18 protein-coding genes are annotated in these 13,581 nt (G+C 64.7%); 6 read left to right on the top strand and 12 right to left on the bottom strand.

Annotated features, from left to right (window positions below; all coding sequences use genetic code 11):
• Positions 1-44 precede the first annotated feature (44 nt).
• From ACODNH_RS10015 to ACODNH_RS09990, 6 genes are all read right to left on the bottom strand, one after another.
• Positions 45-527, bottom strand: coding sequence for a DUF7519 family protein (locus ACODNH_RS10015; RefSeq protein ID WP_306709868.1), 483 nt, complete (start codon positions 525-527; stop codon positions 45-47).
• The gene (locus ACODNH_RS10010; protein WP_306709866.1) at positions 524-1,780 is read right to left on the bottom strand and encodes a DUF58 domain-containing protein; all 1,257 of its coding nucleotides are present in this window, start codon (positions 1,778-1,780) and stop codon (positions 524-526) included. Before ACODNH_RS10010 ends, ACODNH_RS10015 begins: the two co-directional genes overlap by 4 nt.
• Complete coding sequence (locus ACODNH_RS10005; protein WP_306709864.1) at positions 1,777-2,304, bottom strand: DUF7269 family protein; 528 nt, start codon at positions 2,302-2,304, stop codon at positions 1,777-1,779. Before ACODNH_RS10005 ends, ACODNH_RS10010 begins: the two co-directional genes overlap by 4 nt.
• Complete coding sequence (locus ACODNH_RS10000; RefSeq protein ID WP_434531318.1) at positions 2,301-2,996, bottom strand: DUF4129 domain-containing protein; 696 nt, start codon at positions 2,994-2,996, stop codon at positions 2,301-2,303. Before ACODNH_RS10000 ends, ACODNH_RS10005 begins: the two co-directional genes overlap by 4 nt.
• 103 nt (positions 2,997-3,099) lie before the next feature.
• The gene (gene hemB, locus ACODNH_RS09995) at positions 3,100-4,080 is read right to left on the bottom strand and encodes a porphobilinogen synthase (RefSeq protein WP_434531317.1); all 981 of its coding nucleotides are present in this window, start codon (positions 4,078-4,080) and stop codon (positions 3,100-3,102) included.
• Positions 4,081-4,126: 46 nt separating this feature from the next.
• On the bottom strand, positions 4,127-4,855 hold the full coding sequence (locus ACODNH_RS09990) for a competence/damage-inducible protein A (RefSeq protein ID WP_306709858.1): 729 nt from the start codon (positions 4,853-4,855) through the stop codon (positions 4,127-4,129).
• Positions 4,856-5,034: 179 nt separating this feature from the next.
• Between ACODNH_RS09990 and ACODNH_RS09985 the strand changes: the two genes are divergently transcribed.
• Positions 5,035-5,172 (top strand): hypothetical protein, encoded by a 138-nt coding sequence (locus ACODNH_RS09985; protein WP_306709856.1) that lies wholly within the window; start codon positions 5,035-5,037, stop codon positions 5,170-5,172.
• A gap of 72 nt (positions 5,173-5,244) precedes the next feature.
• Positions 5,245-5,994, top strand: a complete 750-nt coding sequence (locus ACODNH_RS09980; RefSeq protein WP_306709854.1) for a potassium channel family protein — start codon at positions 5,245-5,247, stop codon at positions 5,992-5,994.
• Positions 5,995-6,104: 110 nt separating this feature from the next.
• Here ACODNH_RS09980 and ACODNH_RS09975 read toward each other — a convergent pair whose 3' ends face one another.
• Together ACODNH_RS09975 and ACODNH_RS09970 are read right to left on the bottom strand one after the other, a co-directional pair.
• A complete protein-coding gene (locus ACODNH_RS09975; protein WP_306709852.1) occupies positions 6,105-6,308 on the bottom strand; it encodes a hypothetical protein in 204 nt (67 codons plus the stop codon).
• Between the two features lie 46 nt (positions 6,309-6,354).
• Entirely contained in the window at positions 6,355-8,442 is a 2,088-nt protein-coding gene (locus ACODNH_RS09970; RefSeq protein WP_306709850.1) for a (Fe-S)-binding protein, read from the bottom strand.
• A 144-nt stretch (positions 8,443-8,586) separates the two neighbouring features.
• Between ACODNH_RS09970 and ACODNH_RS09965 the strand changes: the two genes are divergently transcribed.
• Positions 8,587-9,207 carry a conditioned medium-induced protein 4 gene (locus ACODNH_RS09965; RefSeq protein WP_306709848.1) on the top strand — a complete coding sequence of 207 codons (621 nt, stop codon included), beginning with the start codon at positions 8,587-8,589 and terminating at the stop codon, positions 9,205-9,207.
• A 118-nt stretch (positions 9,208-9,325) separates the two neighbouring features.
• Positions 9,326-9,988: a CRISPR-associated protein Cas4 gene (locus ACODNH_RS09960; RefSeq protein WP_434531316.1), complete on the top strand. Its 663-nt coding sequence runs from the start codon at positions 9,326-9,328 to the stop codon at positions 9,986-9,988.
• 34 nt (positions 9,989-10,022) lie between these two features.
• Here the strand turns inward: ACODNH_RS09960 and ACODNH_RS09955 are convergent, their stop codons facing one another.
• From ACODNH_RS09955 to ACODNH_RS09945, 3 genes are read right to left on the bottom strand one after another with little or no spacing between them, the layout of a single operon-like run.
• Positions 10,023-10,607 (bottom strand): L-threonylcarbamoyladenylate synthase, encoded by a 585-nt coding sequence (locus ACODNH_RS09955; RefSeq protein ID WP_434531315.1) that lies wholly within the window; start codon positions 10,605-10,607, stop codon positions 10,023-10,025.
• A 2-nt stretch (positions 10,608-10,609) separates the two neighbouring features.
• On the bottom strand, positions 10,610-11,119 hold the full coding sequence (locus ACODNH_RS09950; protein WP_434531314.1) for a redoxin domain-containing protein: 510 nt from the start codon (positions 11,117-11,119) through the stop codon (positions 10,610-10,612).
• On the bottom strand, positions 11,119-11,397 hold the full coding sequence (locus ACODNH_RS09945) for a glutaredoxin family protein (RefSeq protein WP_188852411.1): 279 nt from the start codon (positions 11,395-11,397) through the stop codon (positions 11,119-11,121). Before ACODNH_RS09945 ends, ACODNH_RS09950 begins: the two co-directional genes overlap by 1 nt.
• Before the next feature lie 98 nt (positions 11,398-11,495).
• Here ACODNH_RS09945 and ACODNH_RS09940 point away from each other — a divergent pair, with 98 nt between their 5' ends.
• Positions 11,496-12,884 (top strand): hemolysin family protein, encoded by a 1,389-nt coding sequence (locus tag ACODNH_RS09940; protein ID WP_434531313.1) that lies wholly within the window; start codon positions 11,496-11,498, stop codon positions 12,882-12,884.
• A 50-nt stretch (positions 12,885-12,934) separates the two neighbouring features.
• A complete protein-coding gene (locus ACODNH_RS09935; RefSeq protein ID WP_434531312.1) occupies positions 12,935-13,306 on the top strand; it encodes a cupin domain-containing protein in 372 nt (123 codons plus the stop codon).
• 53 nt (positions 13,307-13,359) lie between these two features.
• Here the strand turns inward: ACODNH_RS09935 and ACODNH_RS09930 are convergent, their stop codons facing one another.
• Complete coding sequence (locus tag ACODNH_RS09930) at positions 13,360-13,572, bottom strand: hypothetical protein (RefSeq protein WP_005536916.1); 213 nt, start codon at positions 13,570-13,572, stop codon at positions 13,360-13,362.
• Between the last annotated feature and the right edge of the window lie 9 nt (positions 13,573-13,581).

The raw sequence follows: 13,581 nt of genomic DNA, 5'->3' as shown, positions 1-13,581 counted from the left end.
GTCCCAGTAGCCACAGCCGGCCGTGACCGGAACAGCCTCGACCGCTATCGCCTGAGCGCCGCGGTGAGTGCGATTGCGCCCAGCACGACGCTTGCCAGCGCCAGCGGCGACAGCGGCGGCACGTCAATCTGGAAGAGCAGCGTCGTCACCACAACGCTCCCCCCGACTAGCCCCGTCGTCCCCGCGACGTGGGTGAGTTCGACGGGCGTCCCGGGTGCTGTTCCGAGGTCCGCGTACAGGTCGATAGCTGCATGGGCAAACGTCCAGGCCAGCACCGTTGCGCCGCCGGCGACCAGCACTGTCGTTGTCGTTGCCCCCTGAAGCGCGGCTACCAGTAGCGCCAGAAACAGCGACGCGCTGGCGAGGTCGACCAGCCGGCCGGACTGAATCAGTTGGCCGCCAGCGAGCAGCACGACGCCGACGAGGGCGGCGGCAGTCGAGACGGCGCTGATACCGGCGACGAACAGCGTCACAACGCCCGCCGCCAGCGCCGCACCGCCGCAGACGGCTCCAGTTCGCGCAATCATTGGCCACCCCGCTGGACCCGTTCGGTGACTCGTTCCAGCGGCTCCGCCGCGGGCCAGTCGTGGACGGCGATGCCAGCGGCTCGCAACCGACGGAGGCGTTCGCGGCGTTCGAGCCGCGCCAGCCGGTGGCCTGCCGTATCTGTCGCGGTCGGGTCGGGGCTCAGGACCGTCACTGGATGGCCGGTGGCGGCGAGTCGCTGGACCAGCGCCTCGCTGTCGTCGTCACACAGCGGGCCGAGGAAGACAACGTTCGCCGCTGTCGGCAACTGTGCGATGAGTTTCGTCGTATCCGGTGTTCGGGTGACTGACGTTGCGGCGAACGCGCGGTCGGTCCTGAGCAGGTCCCGGGCCTGTTGCTGGTGTGCGGCGCTCGTACCCGGTGCGAGCCACGCGTCATGTGGCGAGTACGCCGCGACGCCGACCTCGTGGCCGTCCTCCGGGAGCCCCTCGACGAGCGCGACGGCGGCCATTGTGGACCGCTCGATTGCCGTCTCGGCATCCGGTCGCGGGGCCAGCGCGGCGGCTGATCGGGCGTCGACGACCACGACGACCGTCGCCGACTGTTCGCGGCGAAACTCGACGGTCCGCAGGTCGCCGGTGCGGGCGTACTGGTTCCAGTCGACGCGCGAGAGCGGGTCGTTCGAGCGGTGCTCCCTGACTGCATAGAAGGAGACTCCCTCGCCGCCCTCGTCGACGGGAACCGTCCCGGGCCGGCGGGCAACCGCCGGGACCAGCGGCAACAGGGCTGAACTGGCCGGCTGCTCCCAGGTGACGGTGTCGGGTTCGGCCGTGACGGACGTTCGTCGGGCGACGACGCCGACCACGTCCCTGACGACGACTGTCGCCGGGTCGAACACGCACCGGTCTGTTCCACCGGTGATCTCGTAGGTAATTGTCGTCGACGCGCCGGGGCGCAGCGCCGTCCCCAGCGACGCCGACCCCTCGACGACGCGGACGGAATCCGGGACGCCGTCGGCGAGCCGGAGGTCCGGAATCGTCTGCGATCCGTCATTTCGGACGGTGAGCGCGACGGTCACCCGCTCACCTAGCGCCGGCTCGGTCGGTGTGATCGACCGCTGTATCGTCACGTTCGCCGCCGGTGGGACGGCGACCCGGTCGTACGCGCTCAGCGTGACACCGAGCCCACCCAGCAACACGAGCGCTGGGACCTGCCCCACGAGTCCGACCCCGACGGCGACTAGCGCGGCCCCGGCCAGCCCGAACCAGCGGCCGGTTCGGTGGACCTCGCTCATCGCTCCTCGTCGCGCCGTCGGAGTTCGGCCGTTGCGTGGGCGACACGCCGTTGGAACGGAGGGGTACCCGAGAGCCACCCGGACAGCCGCGCCCGGAACGATATCGGCGTGCCGTCGAACAGTTCCTGAGCCGGCTCCCTGTCCGTCCACGCGCCCGAGCGCAGCGCCGACTTTGCCTCCTCGGGCGAGAAGCCGTCACGCTGGAGGACGGTGACTGCGACTCCCTCGACGCGCTGCCGGATGGCTTCTTGTCCGGCCCCAGCATCAAGCGCTTCGTCAATTTCGTCGCCGGGGACCGTGACGTACTGGCTGTCAGTGTCCGGGAGCGCCATCCCGCGGTCGCTGTCGAGGGAGCGGACGAGGAGCGCCAGCAGCGCGACACCGCCAGCGAAAACGGCGGCGGCGAGGATTGGGAGGTCCGAGACAGCGCCGGCGGGCAACAGTGGCGCGCCGAGAGCGGCGAGGCCGACGCCGACGGCTGTCGCGACGAGGCCGAGCGCTAGCGGAACCCGGCGCAGCGTCACGTCTCGGCCTCCGTTCCCGATTCGTCTTCGATATCGTCAGGATTCGTCACGATGTCGTCCGTATCGTCGGTCGCTTGTTCCAGCGCCTTGCGGGCCTGCGATTCCAGATCTGCGTCCGGCTGGTCTCGGCCGTAACGGACTCGCTCGAACACCGACCGTAGCGAGGCCACGGCGTCGGGGTCGGCACCGGCAGCTGTCGCGTCCGCCTCGATGTCCTGTGGCGTCGAGGAACTGCCTTCTGGGGCCACTGCGTTTTCGAGGGCAGCCCACGCGCGGTACACGTCGTTTGTGAGCGGGATATCGATCTCAGCAGCGTTATGCGACGGACTCCTCGCGGATTCCGCCGTTGCGACGGCCGTCGTCTCGCCGCCCGCCTCGTCGATTGTCCGACTCTGGCCGGCCAGTCGCCACAGGACCGCGAGCCCGACCGCAAGGCCGACGGCGAGCGCACCGACCGCCGGGGCGGGGACACTCGGCAGCAGCGCCCGAGCGCCGTTCTCGCTTTCGGGCGGATCGATGCTTCCTGGCGGGTCGCTGAGGCCCTGTCCGTCTGGGTTGTCAATCTCGCTGTCGTCCCGGGTCATCTCCGCTTGATCGGACCTGGTAGCAGCGTCCAGGCTCGCGGCCCCGACGCTGAACGACAGCACCGCAATCGCGGCGACAACCGCCACGAGGAGGGACTGTCGCTGCATACGGCCACTCCGCCCCTGGCACATGAATAGGTTAGGGACCTGTCGCTCGCTGGAACGCTCCACGGGCGCGGTTCGAACGGGTACACCCATGGACTGGTCCCGCTCAGAGTTCGTCCGCGAGGTCCTCTGCGAAGTAAGTCAGAATCAGGTCTGCACCGGCCCGCTTGATGGACAGCAGCGACTCGTAGGCGACCGCTTCGAGGTCGAGCCAGTCCTTCTCGGCGGCGGCGTGTAACATCGCGTACTCGCCGGAGACGTTATAGGCGGCAACGGGGTGGTCGTAGGACTCCCGGACCTCCTTGACGATATCCAGATACGGCAGAGCGGGCTTGACCATCAGCACGTCTGCGCCCTGTTCGACGTCGAGGTCGACCTCGCGGCGGGCCTCGCGTGCGTTTGCGGGGTCCATCTGGTAGTGCCGCCGGTCGCCGAAGGCCGGCGCACCGTCGGCGGCGTCCCGGAACGGGCCGTAGAAGGCCGACTCGTACTTGGCGGCGTAGCTCATGATGGGCACGTCGGTATCGCCCTGTGCGTCCAGTGCCTCCCGGATCGCGCCGACCATGCCGTCGATCATCCCCGACGGCGCGACCATGTCGGCTCCGGCCGCGGCGTGGCTCGCGGCGATTTTCCCCAGCAGGTCGAGCGTCTCGTCGTTGCGCACCGTCAGCCGGGGGTCCTCGGCCGCGTCGTCTTCGAGGACGCCACAGTGGCCATGGTCGGTGTACTCACAGAGGCACACGTCCGTGATGACGTAAGCGTCGGTTTCGCTGGTAATCTGGCGGGTCGCCTCTTGCACGACGCCGTCCTCAGCCCAGGCACGGCTCCCGCGTTCGTCTTTTGACTCCGGGACGCCGAACAGCATCACTGCTTCGACGCCGGTTTCGAGAACTTCTTTGACGCGATCCACGGCGTCCGCAACGGGGACGCGCTCGTGGCCCGGCATCGTCTCGATGGGGACGCGCTCGTCGGTCGTCGCGTCGACGAACACCGGGGCGATGAGGTCCGACGCTGTGACCTCCGTTTCACGCACCAGCGGTCGTACGCCGTCGGTTCGCAGGCGGCGGGGGCGCTGTGTCAGGTTCATACCGCCATTTCAGTCCGTGGCCGGCATGAACCCACCGCTTACCGACCTACTCCGTCTCGATGTGCTTGCGGAGCCAGGCCGCCGCGTCGGCGACGGTCGCCGGGTCGTCGCCGGTAATCTTCACCCGTCCCGGCGTGTCGTCCTTGCGCGGATAGCTCCCGACAGCCACCTCGAACTGCTCGCGGGCCGCCGTGATGTGGGTGACCAATGCGCCCTCGGGTGCAGGCGTGTGAATCGTCTCTGTCGTCCGGTCGCCGTCGAACTCGTCGGCGATGGTCTCGTACATCGCTTTCAGTTCTTCAGGGATGCCCGGCAGGACGTATACACGGTCGATAACACAGCCGGCGGCGAAGCTCTCGTCCGTCAGCAATGCCTGCCCACCCTCGGGAACCGAGGCCCACGCGTCGAGGTCAAGATCCATGTCGTACCGGTCCACCATCTCGGGGTTGTCGTCGGCAAAGCGCTCAGCCTTCGCTTCGAGATGTGCCCGCACGTCGTCGGGAACGACGAGGTCGCGGTCGAACGCCCGCGCTACGGCGGCCTTCGTGATGTCGTCGGGCGTCCCGCCGATGCCACCGGTGACGATGACCGCGTCGAAGGCGTCGTGATACCGCGCCACGGCGTCGGCGATGACCGCTTCGTCGTCAGGAATAGTCAGGACGCGGGTGACGGTGGCTCCCGCGGCCGTGAGCTGGCGGCCCAGCCACGACGCGTTCGTGTTCTCCGTGTCGCCAGCGAGCAGTTCGTCACCGACAGTGAGCAGTGCGACCTCCATTATCTCGCTGTGAGAGTCTGGCGGCGTTAAGGGTTTGGCTGGAACGCGCACGTGGACATCGGCCCCAATAGTGCCAGCCTGCTCTGTGCCGACTGTCTGGCAGTGGTGTATAATGACATTATATCTCGTTTAGCCATATTCCGACAACATACATATACTCGGTCCGGCAAATGAAAAGCATGGTACTTGTCACCAATTGCACTGACTGTGTCAAGCGGGTCTACCCGAACCGAAGCCGTGTGCCGGACACAGACCGCGGCGACGTAGCGTCCGTCGAGGAGCCACAGACATCCCCCGCCGAGACGTCGACAGACTGAGCTCGGCGGCGAACCACGTCAGCGTCGCTTTCGGCGGCGCTGTGCCGCGACTTTCGGTAGACAGCTACAGCAATGGAACGCAGTGACAGCAGTGCAGACACGGACCGGTCGTTGCTCCGGCAACTCTTGAAACCGGTTCTCGCGTTCGTCGGGCTGGTCGTCGCTGGCGTGGCCGGTTTTGTCACGTTCGGCGGCGTCGGCGTCGTCAACGCGCTGTTCTGGCTGCTCGACCCCACGAGCATCGAACTCCACTTTCAGAGCCACGACGGGCCTGCGAGGCTGGTCAAAGGCTACGCCATCGTAGTGCTGACCGGTCTCGTCGTCGCCGGTCTGTGGACTGGTGAGACAGCGCTGTCGGCGGCCTTCGGTGGCCAGATTCAGACGGAACTCACACGCATGCACATCGCACAGCAAATCGAGGACCTAGACGACCACGTCGTCGTCTGTGGCTACGGGACGTTCGGACAGACCGTCGCGGAGCAGATAGGCGACACAGACTCCCGAGTAGTCGTTATCGAACAGCAGCCGGAACAGTACGAACGGGCACTTGACGACGGGCATCTCGCGCTGGAGGCCGACGCGAGCCGTGAGGACGCGCTGACAGATGCAGGTGTCAAGCGAGCCGATACGGTCATCGGCGCAATCGACGACACGAACGCAAACATCCAGATAGCGGTGCTGGCGAGCCAGCTCGCGCCCACGGTCCGGCTTATCGTTCGAGCCGGCGATCAGCAGGACGAGACCGTGGCCCGCCGCGTCGGGGCGGACGAGGTGATAATCCCGGAGGTGGTGAGCGGAAAACAGGTCTGCGAACGGCTGTGAGCCGGGCCCTGTTGGCCGCTTACGTCAGCAGTTCGGTCACGCCGACAGCGATCATGGGGCGTTCACATCTGCGACAGGAAGTCAACAAACAGAAGCTACCGAGTCGGTCGTTACTCATCGGATAGCTCGGATTCGAGTGTCTCGACCTGGCGTTCGAGTTCGGAAATGCGTTTCTCGTAGCCGCGTTTGCCGTCGAGAAAGTTATAGATGAGTATCATGCCGGCGGCTGGCAGTCCGATGTACACCGCTAGTACCATCACCATGACGATGAGTTCCGTTGCGCCGGGTAATCCTGCCACTAGAAGGAGGGCCATAGCCGTCCTTTTCGTTTCAGCTACTTGGAAATTTATATCCGGGCGATCAGACTCTCTCTTCGCCGACCGCTTCAGCAAGCAACTCGGTCACGCCGACGATTTCGAGGTCGTCCTCGTACCCACCGGTCTTGCGCCCATCCTCGTACATCGTCATGCACATCGGGCAGGCGACGACGAACTTCTCGACCGCCGCGCCTGCCTCGGTGTCTTCGAGGGCCTCGCGGAGGCGTTCCTCGCTGGGTTTCGTCTCCTCTTCGAGGTCCATCCAGAGGCCGCCACCGCCACCGCCACAGCAGAAGGAGTCGTCCCTGTTGCGCGGCATCTCGTGGAGGTCGGCCCCGGTCGCGCGGATGAGGTCCCGCGGGGCTTCGAATTCGCCGTTGTACCGCCCGAGGTGGCACGGGTCGTGGTACGTGACCGTGTAGTCAAGTTCGGTCCCGGAGAGGCCGAGCGCGCCGCCACTTGCGAGATCGGCGACGACCTGCGTGTAGTGGAACACGTCGTCTTCGCCCCATTCGCAGGCCTCGAACTCGGGGTACTCGTTCATGAACGTGTTGTAGGCGTGGGGGTCCGTCGTGACGATGGACCCGAACTCACAGTCCAGAATCGCCTCGGCGTTGTCCTCGACGAGCATCTCGTAGAGGCCCTCCTCGCCGACGCGGCGCACGTCGTTACCGTCGGTCTGCTCGGCCTCGTAGAGGATGCCGTAATCGACACCGGCGGCCTCGAAGACGCGAGCCAGCGCGCGCGCTATCTTCTGATTGCGCTCGTCGTAGCTGGGGTAGTCGCCGACGTACCAGAGGTATTCGACCGCCTCGTCGCGGGCGTCCGGCACCTCGAAATCGAGGTCGTCGGCCCAGTCCGGCCGGGCACGCTCGGGGTCGCCGAAGGTGTTGCCGTGCTGGAACACGTTCATCATCGCGTCCTGAACGTGTTCATCCATCTCGCCAGCCTCGGTGAGCCGGCGGTTCATCTCGGTGAACTGCGTGACGTGTTCGATGTCGACCGGGCAGGCGTCCATACAGGCCATACAGGACATGCAGGACTCCATCGTATGGGCGTCGATGACCGAGGTGCCGCCGTCGGCGACGATAGGCACGTCCTCGCCGCCGGCGTCGCGTTCTTCGCGGTAGCGTTTCAGGTCCAGAATGACGTTTCGCGGGTCCAGCGGCCGCCCGGAGGCTTTTGCCGGACAGACGGACGAACACCGGCCACACTTGGTGCAGGCGTCGTGGTCGAGCAACTGTTTCCAGGAGAAGTCGTCGATGTCGCTGGGGCCGATCTCATCGGGACTTGCATCGCTTGGCACGCCGGGCAGTCGCACGCCTGCTTTCTCGTCGCGGGCGACGAGGTTGGCAAACGACGAGAGCATGTGGAACGGCTTCGCGTAGGGGATCCAGGCGACGAACCACAGCGCGACGAGCGAGTGGCTCCACCAGACAAATGGGTACGCGCCCGCTGCCATCTCCGGTGTCATCCCGGCCATGACAAGTACTTCTTTGACTGACCAGCCGACGAAGCTCACCGTCTCGAAAGAAACGTCCCGGACCGTCGACGTGCCGAGAATTCGAATGCCTTCCGTGAGGTAGCCGCCGACACCCAGCACGAACAACGAGCCGAGAAACAGGTCATCCTCACGGGAGGTGTGGCGGTCGTGGAGGCGGTCCAGCTTGCGGCCGTAGCGTCGCCACAGCGCGACGCCGACGCCGACGACGAACAACAGCCCCATCGCGTCCATGACAAACGAATAGGAGAGGTAGAACTGGCCGACGAAGAATGATTCACCGGTCAGCGGCCGATAGAGGTCGATATCGATACCCAGAATCGTCGTTCCGATGAGCAGCGTCAGAAACCCCCAGACGACGAACGCGTGCATCACGCCAGCGACGGTGTCGCGGTCCAACTGCTTCCGGTTTGACAGCGCTAACTGCGCCGCCGCAACCGTCCGCTGGGGCAGGTCGTCCAGTCGCTCGAAGGGGTCCTCGCTGCCCTTGGCATAGCGGGTGACGCGGTTGTACACACCGTACAGAAAGACGATGACGGCGAGCGCTGCCAGATAGTAGAACAGCGCCTTTCCCACGCCGCCGATACGCCAGAACGTCGGGCGCGTGGTCGTCTGGAGTATAGATGACATACGCTAACACGTGCTTTGTGTCCGCTTAAATCTTGCCACGCCCCGGTGCAGTCTTGCGAGAATTAGGAAATCGTTGAAAGTTTCCGCTGCGTTACGTTGTCCATCCGACAGATATATGCCTTCTGAGAAGTAGTTTCATGTTCGATGGACGAGAAGACCGAAGAACTCCGTGACATCTTCATGGACGTCTCCGGCGAGGAAGCTGTGACGGAGTCTCAGGAGGCGTCGAGAGGGTCCCTGGCCGATACTGACGAGGCCGGTGTCGCGGATCGACTCGGTGATGTCATCGCGCGGATGCGCGAGCGATATGAGTTCCAAACCGAACTCACTGACGAGGCCCTGGTGACAGTGGTCCGACTGTTCTACGAGGGGAGCGACGACGGAGCTATCGCGGCCGAGATCGGCATGGACGAGCCTGACGTGGTCGAGGGCCGACTCGACCTGCACCTCCTCCGCGATGCGGACACAGAGGCACCGTTTGACCTCGCCGAGTTCCGCCGTCGCGTCGCCGACAACGACCCGTCCGTCGCCGAACTCGCAGCCGAGTTCAATATCGGCGAGTCCCGGGCCGCCCACTACCGGCGTGTCGTCGCCGCACAGGACGCCGCTCGTCGCGTTTCCCACCGATTCCAGAGCCAGTTCGAAGATGTACTCACCGACGCTGGCCTGTCGACACAGCACGCCGCCGGTCTCCGCGATGACGGCCTTGACGAGGCCACTGAAGACATTGATTCGCTTGACTCCGGCGCTGACGTGTCAATGTAACTCTCGGATACCTTTTGTAGTTGTTTCCAGTCGCGGTAAAGGTAGCTAACTGCACAGTTGTTTCAACAGCCGGCGGTGCGCCGAACCTTCTTGTGGGAGAACACGACCATGGCGGCCCATGTCAACCCACACGTTCAGGGAACTGGAAACGGCCGCCTACTGTCCGCGGAAGCTCTATTATCGCCGCCGCGATGGCGCAAGCGAGATTCCCGACGAAATCGAGTCGGTTCGCCGACTCGCACGGGAGTACGAGCGGCTGCTGACCGACGACGCCGCCCTGCTGGCAGCCCCCATCGAAGTGGGGCCGGACGAGTACCGTGATCGACTCAGAGGGCTTCGAGAGCGGCTGGCTGACTGGAACGCGCTGGTCGCCCCGACAGCGACCGACGCGTATCTCGAAGGCAAGGACGCCCGCGGGATCGCACACAAGATCGTCGCCAGGCAGGACGGCCCCGCCCCGTCGCTCGTGTTTGCCGGTCGGCCGCCAGAGAACGGTGTCTGGGAGCCCCAGACCGTGCGGCTGGTCGCCGCCGCGAAGGCACTCTCCTGGGAGCGCGAGCGTGACGTCGACATCGCCTACGCCGAGTACCCGGCCTACGGCGACATCCGGCGAATCAAGGTGAACGCGCGGCGAGCAGGGATCTACCGTCGCGCGGTCAGAACCGCCAACAGCATCGACGGGCCGCCGGGGCGGGTGCGAAACGACGCCAAGTGCAAGCCCTGTGAGTTCAGCGACGACTGCGGGGTGAAAACACGGGCGCTACGGTCAATGCTACGCTAAGGCAGACGGCCACCCGGACAGTTCCGGGCGGGTATCAGCTCCGGCCTTCGAGCCACGACTCGACGGCGTCGGCGCGTGCGCCGTGGCGATGAATCGTCCCGCTGTCGACGTTCACGACCGTCGAACCGGTCCCGCCGTCGGTCTCGCCGGCGTCAAGGACGACGGCAGCACGGTCACGGATAGCGTCGAGGTCGTCGACTGAGCGGGCGCTTGGGTTCCCAGAGATGTTAGCGCTCGTTGCCGTGAGTGGCCCGGTTTCGGCGAGCAGTTCGAGTGCGAGGTCGTGGTCGGGGATGCGGACCCCAACGTGGTCCCGGCCAGCGACCAGCACGTCCGGGACAACGTCGCGGCGCTCCACGACAACGGTGACCGGGCCGGGGAGGAACGCCCGCATGAACGCCAGTTCACGGTCGCTCAGCCGCGTATACTCGCGTGCGGACTCGATGTCGGGGACGGCCATCGACACTGGCTTGTCACGCTCGCGGCCCTTCGCGTCGAACACCTGTTCGACGGCAGCAGCGTCGAGCGCGTCCGCGCCGAGGCCGTACACCGTCTCCGTCGGATACACGACCAGCTCTCCGTCGCGAACCACTACCGCGGCGTCGTCGACTGTCGCCATCGTTAGAGCTGGGCCTCGACGTCCTCGTAGTCCGGGAAGTCGGGCCATTCTTGGGCCACCCACGCGTACTCGATGGTCCGGTCGCTATCAAGGACGAACACCGACGGGCGTGGTTCCTCGATTCCAGTCATTCCGTCAAGGGCCATGTCGATGTTATACTTTTCTGCGACGCCGTTAGCCGGGTCCGAGAACAGCCGGTAGTCTCCCTCGATCTCTCGCTCTTCGAGCAACTGCTTGTGCTCGTACGGCGTCGAGATGGAGACGCCGACGACGGTGGCCTGTTCGTGCCATGCGCGGTCGCGAACCTCGTTCCAGATGTACGTCGCCGGGAACGCGCCATCCATCGCGTGGAACACGAGCACGACCCGGTCACTGTCGGCACACACCGACGCGAGCGATTCGTCTTCCCAGAACTCGTCGTTGACGAGCGGGCGTGTGAAATCCGGCGCAGTGTCGCCTTCTTCGGGGTGATCGACCGGATCGAGATCGACGATATCGAAGTCGAGGTCCATCAGGCTACACCCCCAGCGGTCTCCTCGCCTTCGCCGTATGTCCGCTCCAGATACGCGACGATGTTCGCGCTCTCGGACATCGTGACGCCGGTGTTCTCGTCGACGATGGCCGGGACGGTTCGCTTGCCGGACAGTCGCTTGACCACGTCGCGGTCGGCGTGCATCGGCTCGACGAACCGTGACTGGTAATCGAGACCGTACTCGTTCAGCTTCCGAACGACGCGCTCGCAGAAGGGACACGCCTGCAACCGGTACAGCGTGATGTCGGACTCGCTCATACTCTATACGGCGATACGCGTGAAAGCCGTGTAAGGGCTTCGCTGGCAACCCCTCCATGACAAGCCTTAATCCCCGCCCATTACAATTTCGACCGTTGATGGCCCTGGATCCACCTGCGCCGTTTGAGCTGTCTACAGCGATGCTGCAGGGCGTCGAAATCGTCGGCGTCCCAATACCAAAAGACGCGGTGCTCGTCGCTGGTATTGTCACGCTCGTCGCACTGGTTGTCCTCTCAGCGTTCTTTTCGTCCTCAGAAATTGCGATGTTCTCGCTGCCTGCACACCGGACGGAAGCGCTTGTCGAGGATGCCGTTCCGGGTGCGAAGACGCTCAAACAACTCAAATCAGACCCCCACCGCCTGCTTGTGACGATTCTCGTCGGCAACAACCTCGTCAACATCGCGATGTCGTCCATCGCTACTGGACTCCTTGCGATGTATGTTGAGAGCCAGGGGCTGGCTGTCGCCATCGCGACGTTCGGGGTCACCGCCATCGTGCTCCTGTTCGGTGAGAGCGCGCCAAAGAGCTACGCGGTGGAGAACACCGAGTCGTGGGCGCTGCGCATTTCCAAGCCGCTCAAGGCCGCCGAGAGGGTGTTGCTCCCGCTTATTCTGCTGTTTGATTACCTCACTCGCGTCGTCAACAAGATCACCGGCGGCCGTTCCGCCATCGAGACCTCCTATGTCACCCGCGAAGAGATACAGGACATTATCGAGACAGGTGAGCGCGAGGGCGTCCTTGACGAGGACGAACGGGAGATGCTTCAGCGCACGCTCCGGTTCAACGACACCATCGCCAAGGAAGTGATGACGCCGCGGCTGGACATGACCGCCGTCGCCAAGGAGTCATCCGTCGAGGAGGCCCTTGAGACGTGTATCCAGAGCGGACACGCCCGTATTCCGGTCTACGAGGGAAGTCTGGACAACGTTATCGGCGTCATCCACATCCGCGACCTCGTTCGGGACCTCAACTACGGCGAGGCGCTGGCCCGCGATATGGAGCTTGAGGACCTCATCGAGCCAACCCTGCACGTCCCCGAGTCAAAGAACGTCGACGACCTCCTGACCGAGATGCGGGCCGAGCGCCTCCACATGGTCATCGTCATCGACGAGTTCGGGACTACCGAGGGGCTGGTGACGATGGAGGACCTGACAGAGGAGATCGTCGGCGAGATACTCGAAGGCGAAGAGGAAGAGCCCATCGAGTACGTCGACGACGACACGGTCACAGTCAAAGGTGAGGTCAACATCGAGGAGGTCAACGAAGCGCTGGACCTGGACCTGCCCGAAGGCGAGGAGTTCGAAACCATCGCCGGCTTCATATTCAACCGGGCGGGCCGACTGGTCGAGGAGGGCGAGACCATCACCTACGACGGCGTCGAAATCCGCGTCGAACAGGTCGAGAACACGCGCATCATGAAAGCTCGCGTCGTCCGCCTCGAAACCGATGAGACGGAGCCGGTCGACGCCGAAGGAGCCTCGGACTGAGCACCTGCGGGAGCAGTTGTTTTAGGTCGGTCGCCGCCGACAGGGATGACATGGGTTATCATCACCTCGCGGTCGACGACATCGAACCGACACCGGACCGACCCAGCGTCCAGCGGTCGATAAGTGATGCAGCTGGCCTCGAAAATGCGGCCGTAAACCTTTACGAGGTCTCCCCCGGCGAGGACATTCCGCTCGCGTACCACTATCACGACAATCAGGAAGAACTGTTCTACGTCCTCTCTGGGACGCTGGCTGTCGAGACGCCCAAGAAGACCTACGAGGTCGAGGAAGACGAGGCGTTCGTCGTCGAGCCGGACAGCCCCCAGCGGGCGAACAACCCAGAGTCGGCGACCGAACCAGTGCGGACGCTCGTCGTCGGTGCACCTGCGGTGGATGATGTCCATCCCTACGACCCCGAGTAAGTCGGGGGTCACAGTCGTACCGCAGAACGCTACTGGGGCGTAATGTCGGACCGCTATTGGAGGGTGATGGCGTAGGTCAGCGCAAACAGCAGTATCGCGCCGGTCGCAACGTTGATCGCCGTGAGTTCCGCCGCGCCGATGACGCTCAGGCCCCAGACGAGAGTGGCCGAAAACACCGTCGAGAGCACAATGTTCATCGCGATAAGTACCCGTGGGTCACCCTGTGACCCGCTCGCCCCCTCCTCAAACCCGTTCGCGTCGCTCATGCCCACGAA

Origin of the sequence: Haloarcula sp. NS06 (genome assembly GCF_051122755.1) — an archaeon.
Taxonomy (GTDB): domain Archaea; phylum Halobacteriota; class Halobacteria; order Halobacteriales; family Haloarculaceae; genus Haloarcula.
This window is presented reverse-complemented; position numbering and strand designations above follow the sequence as displayed.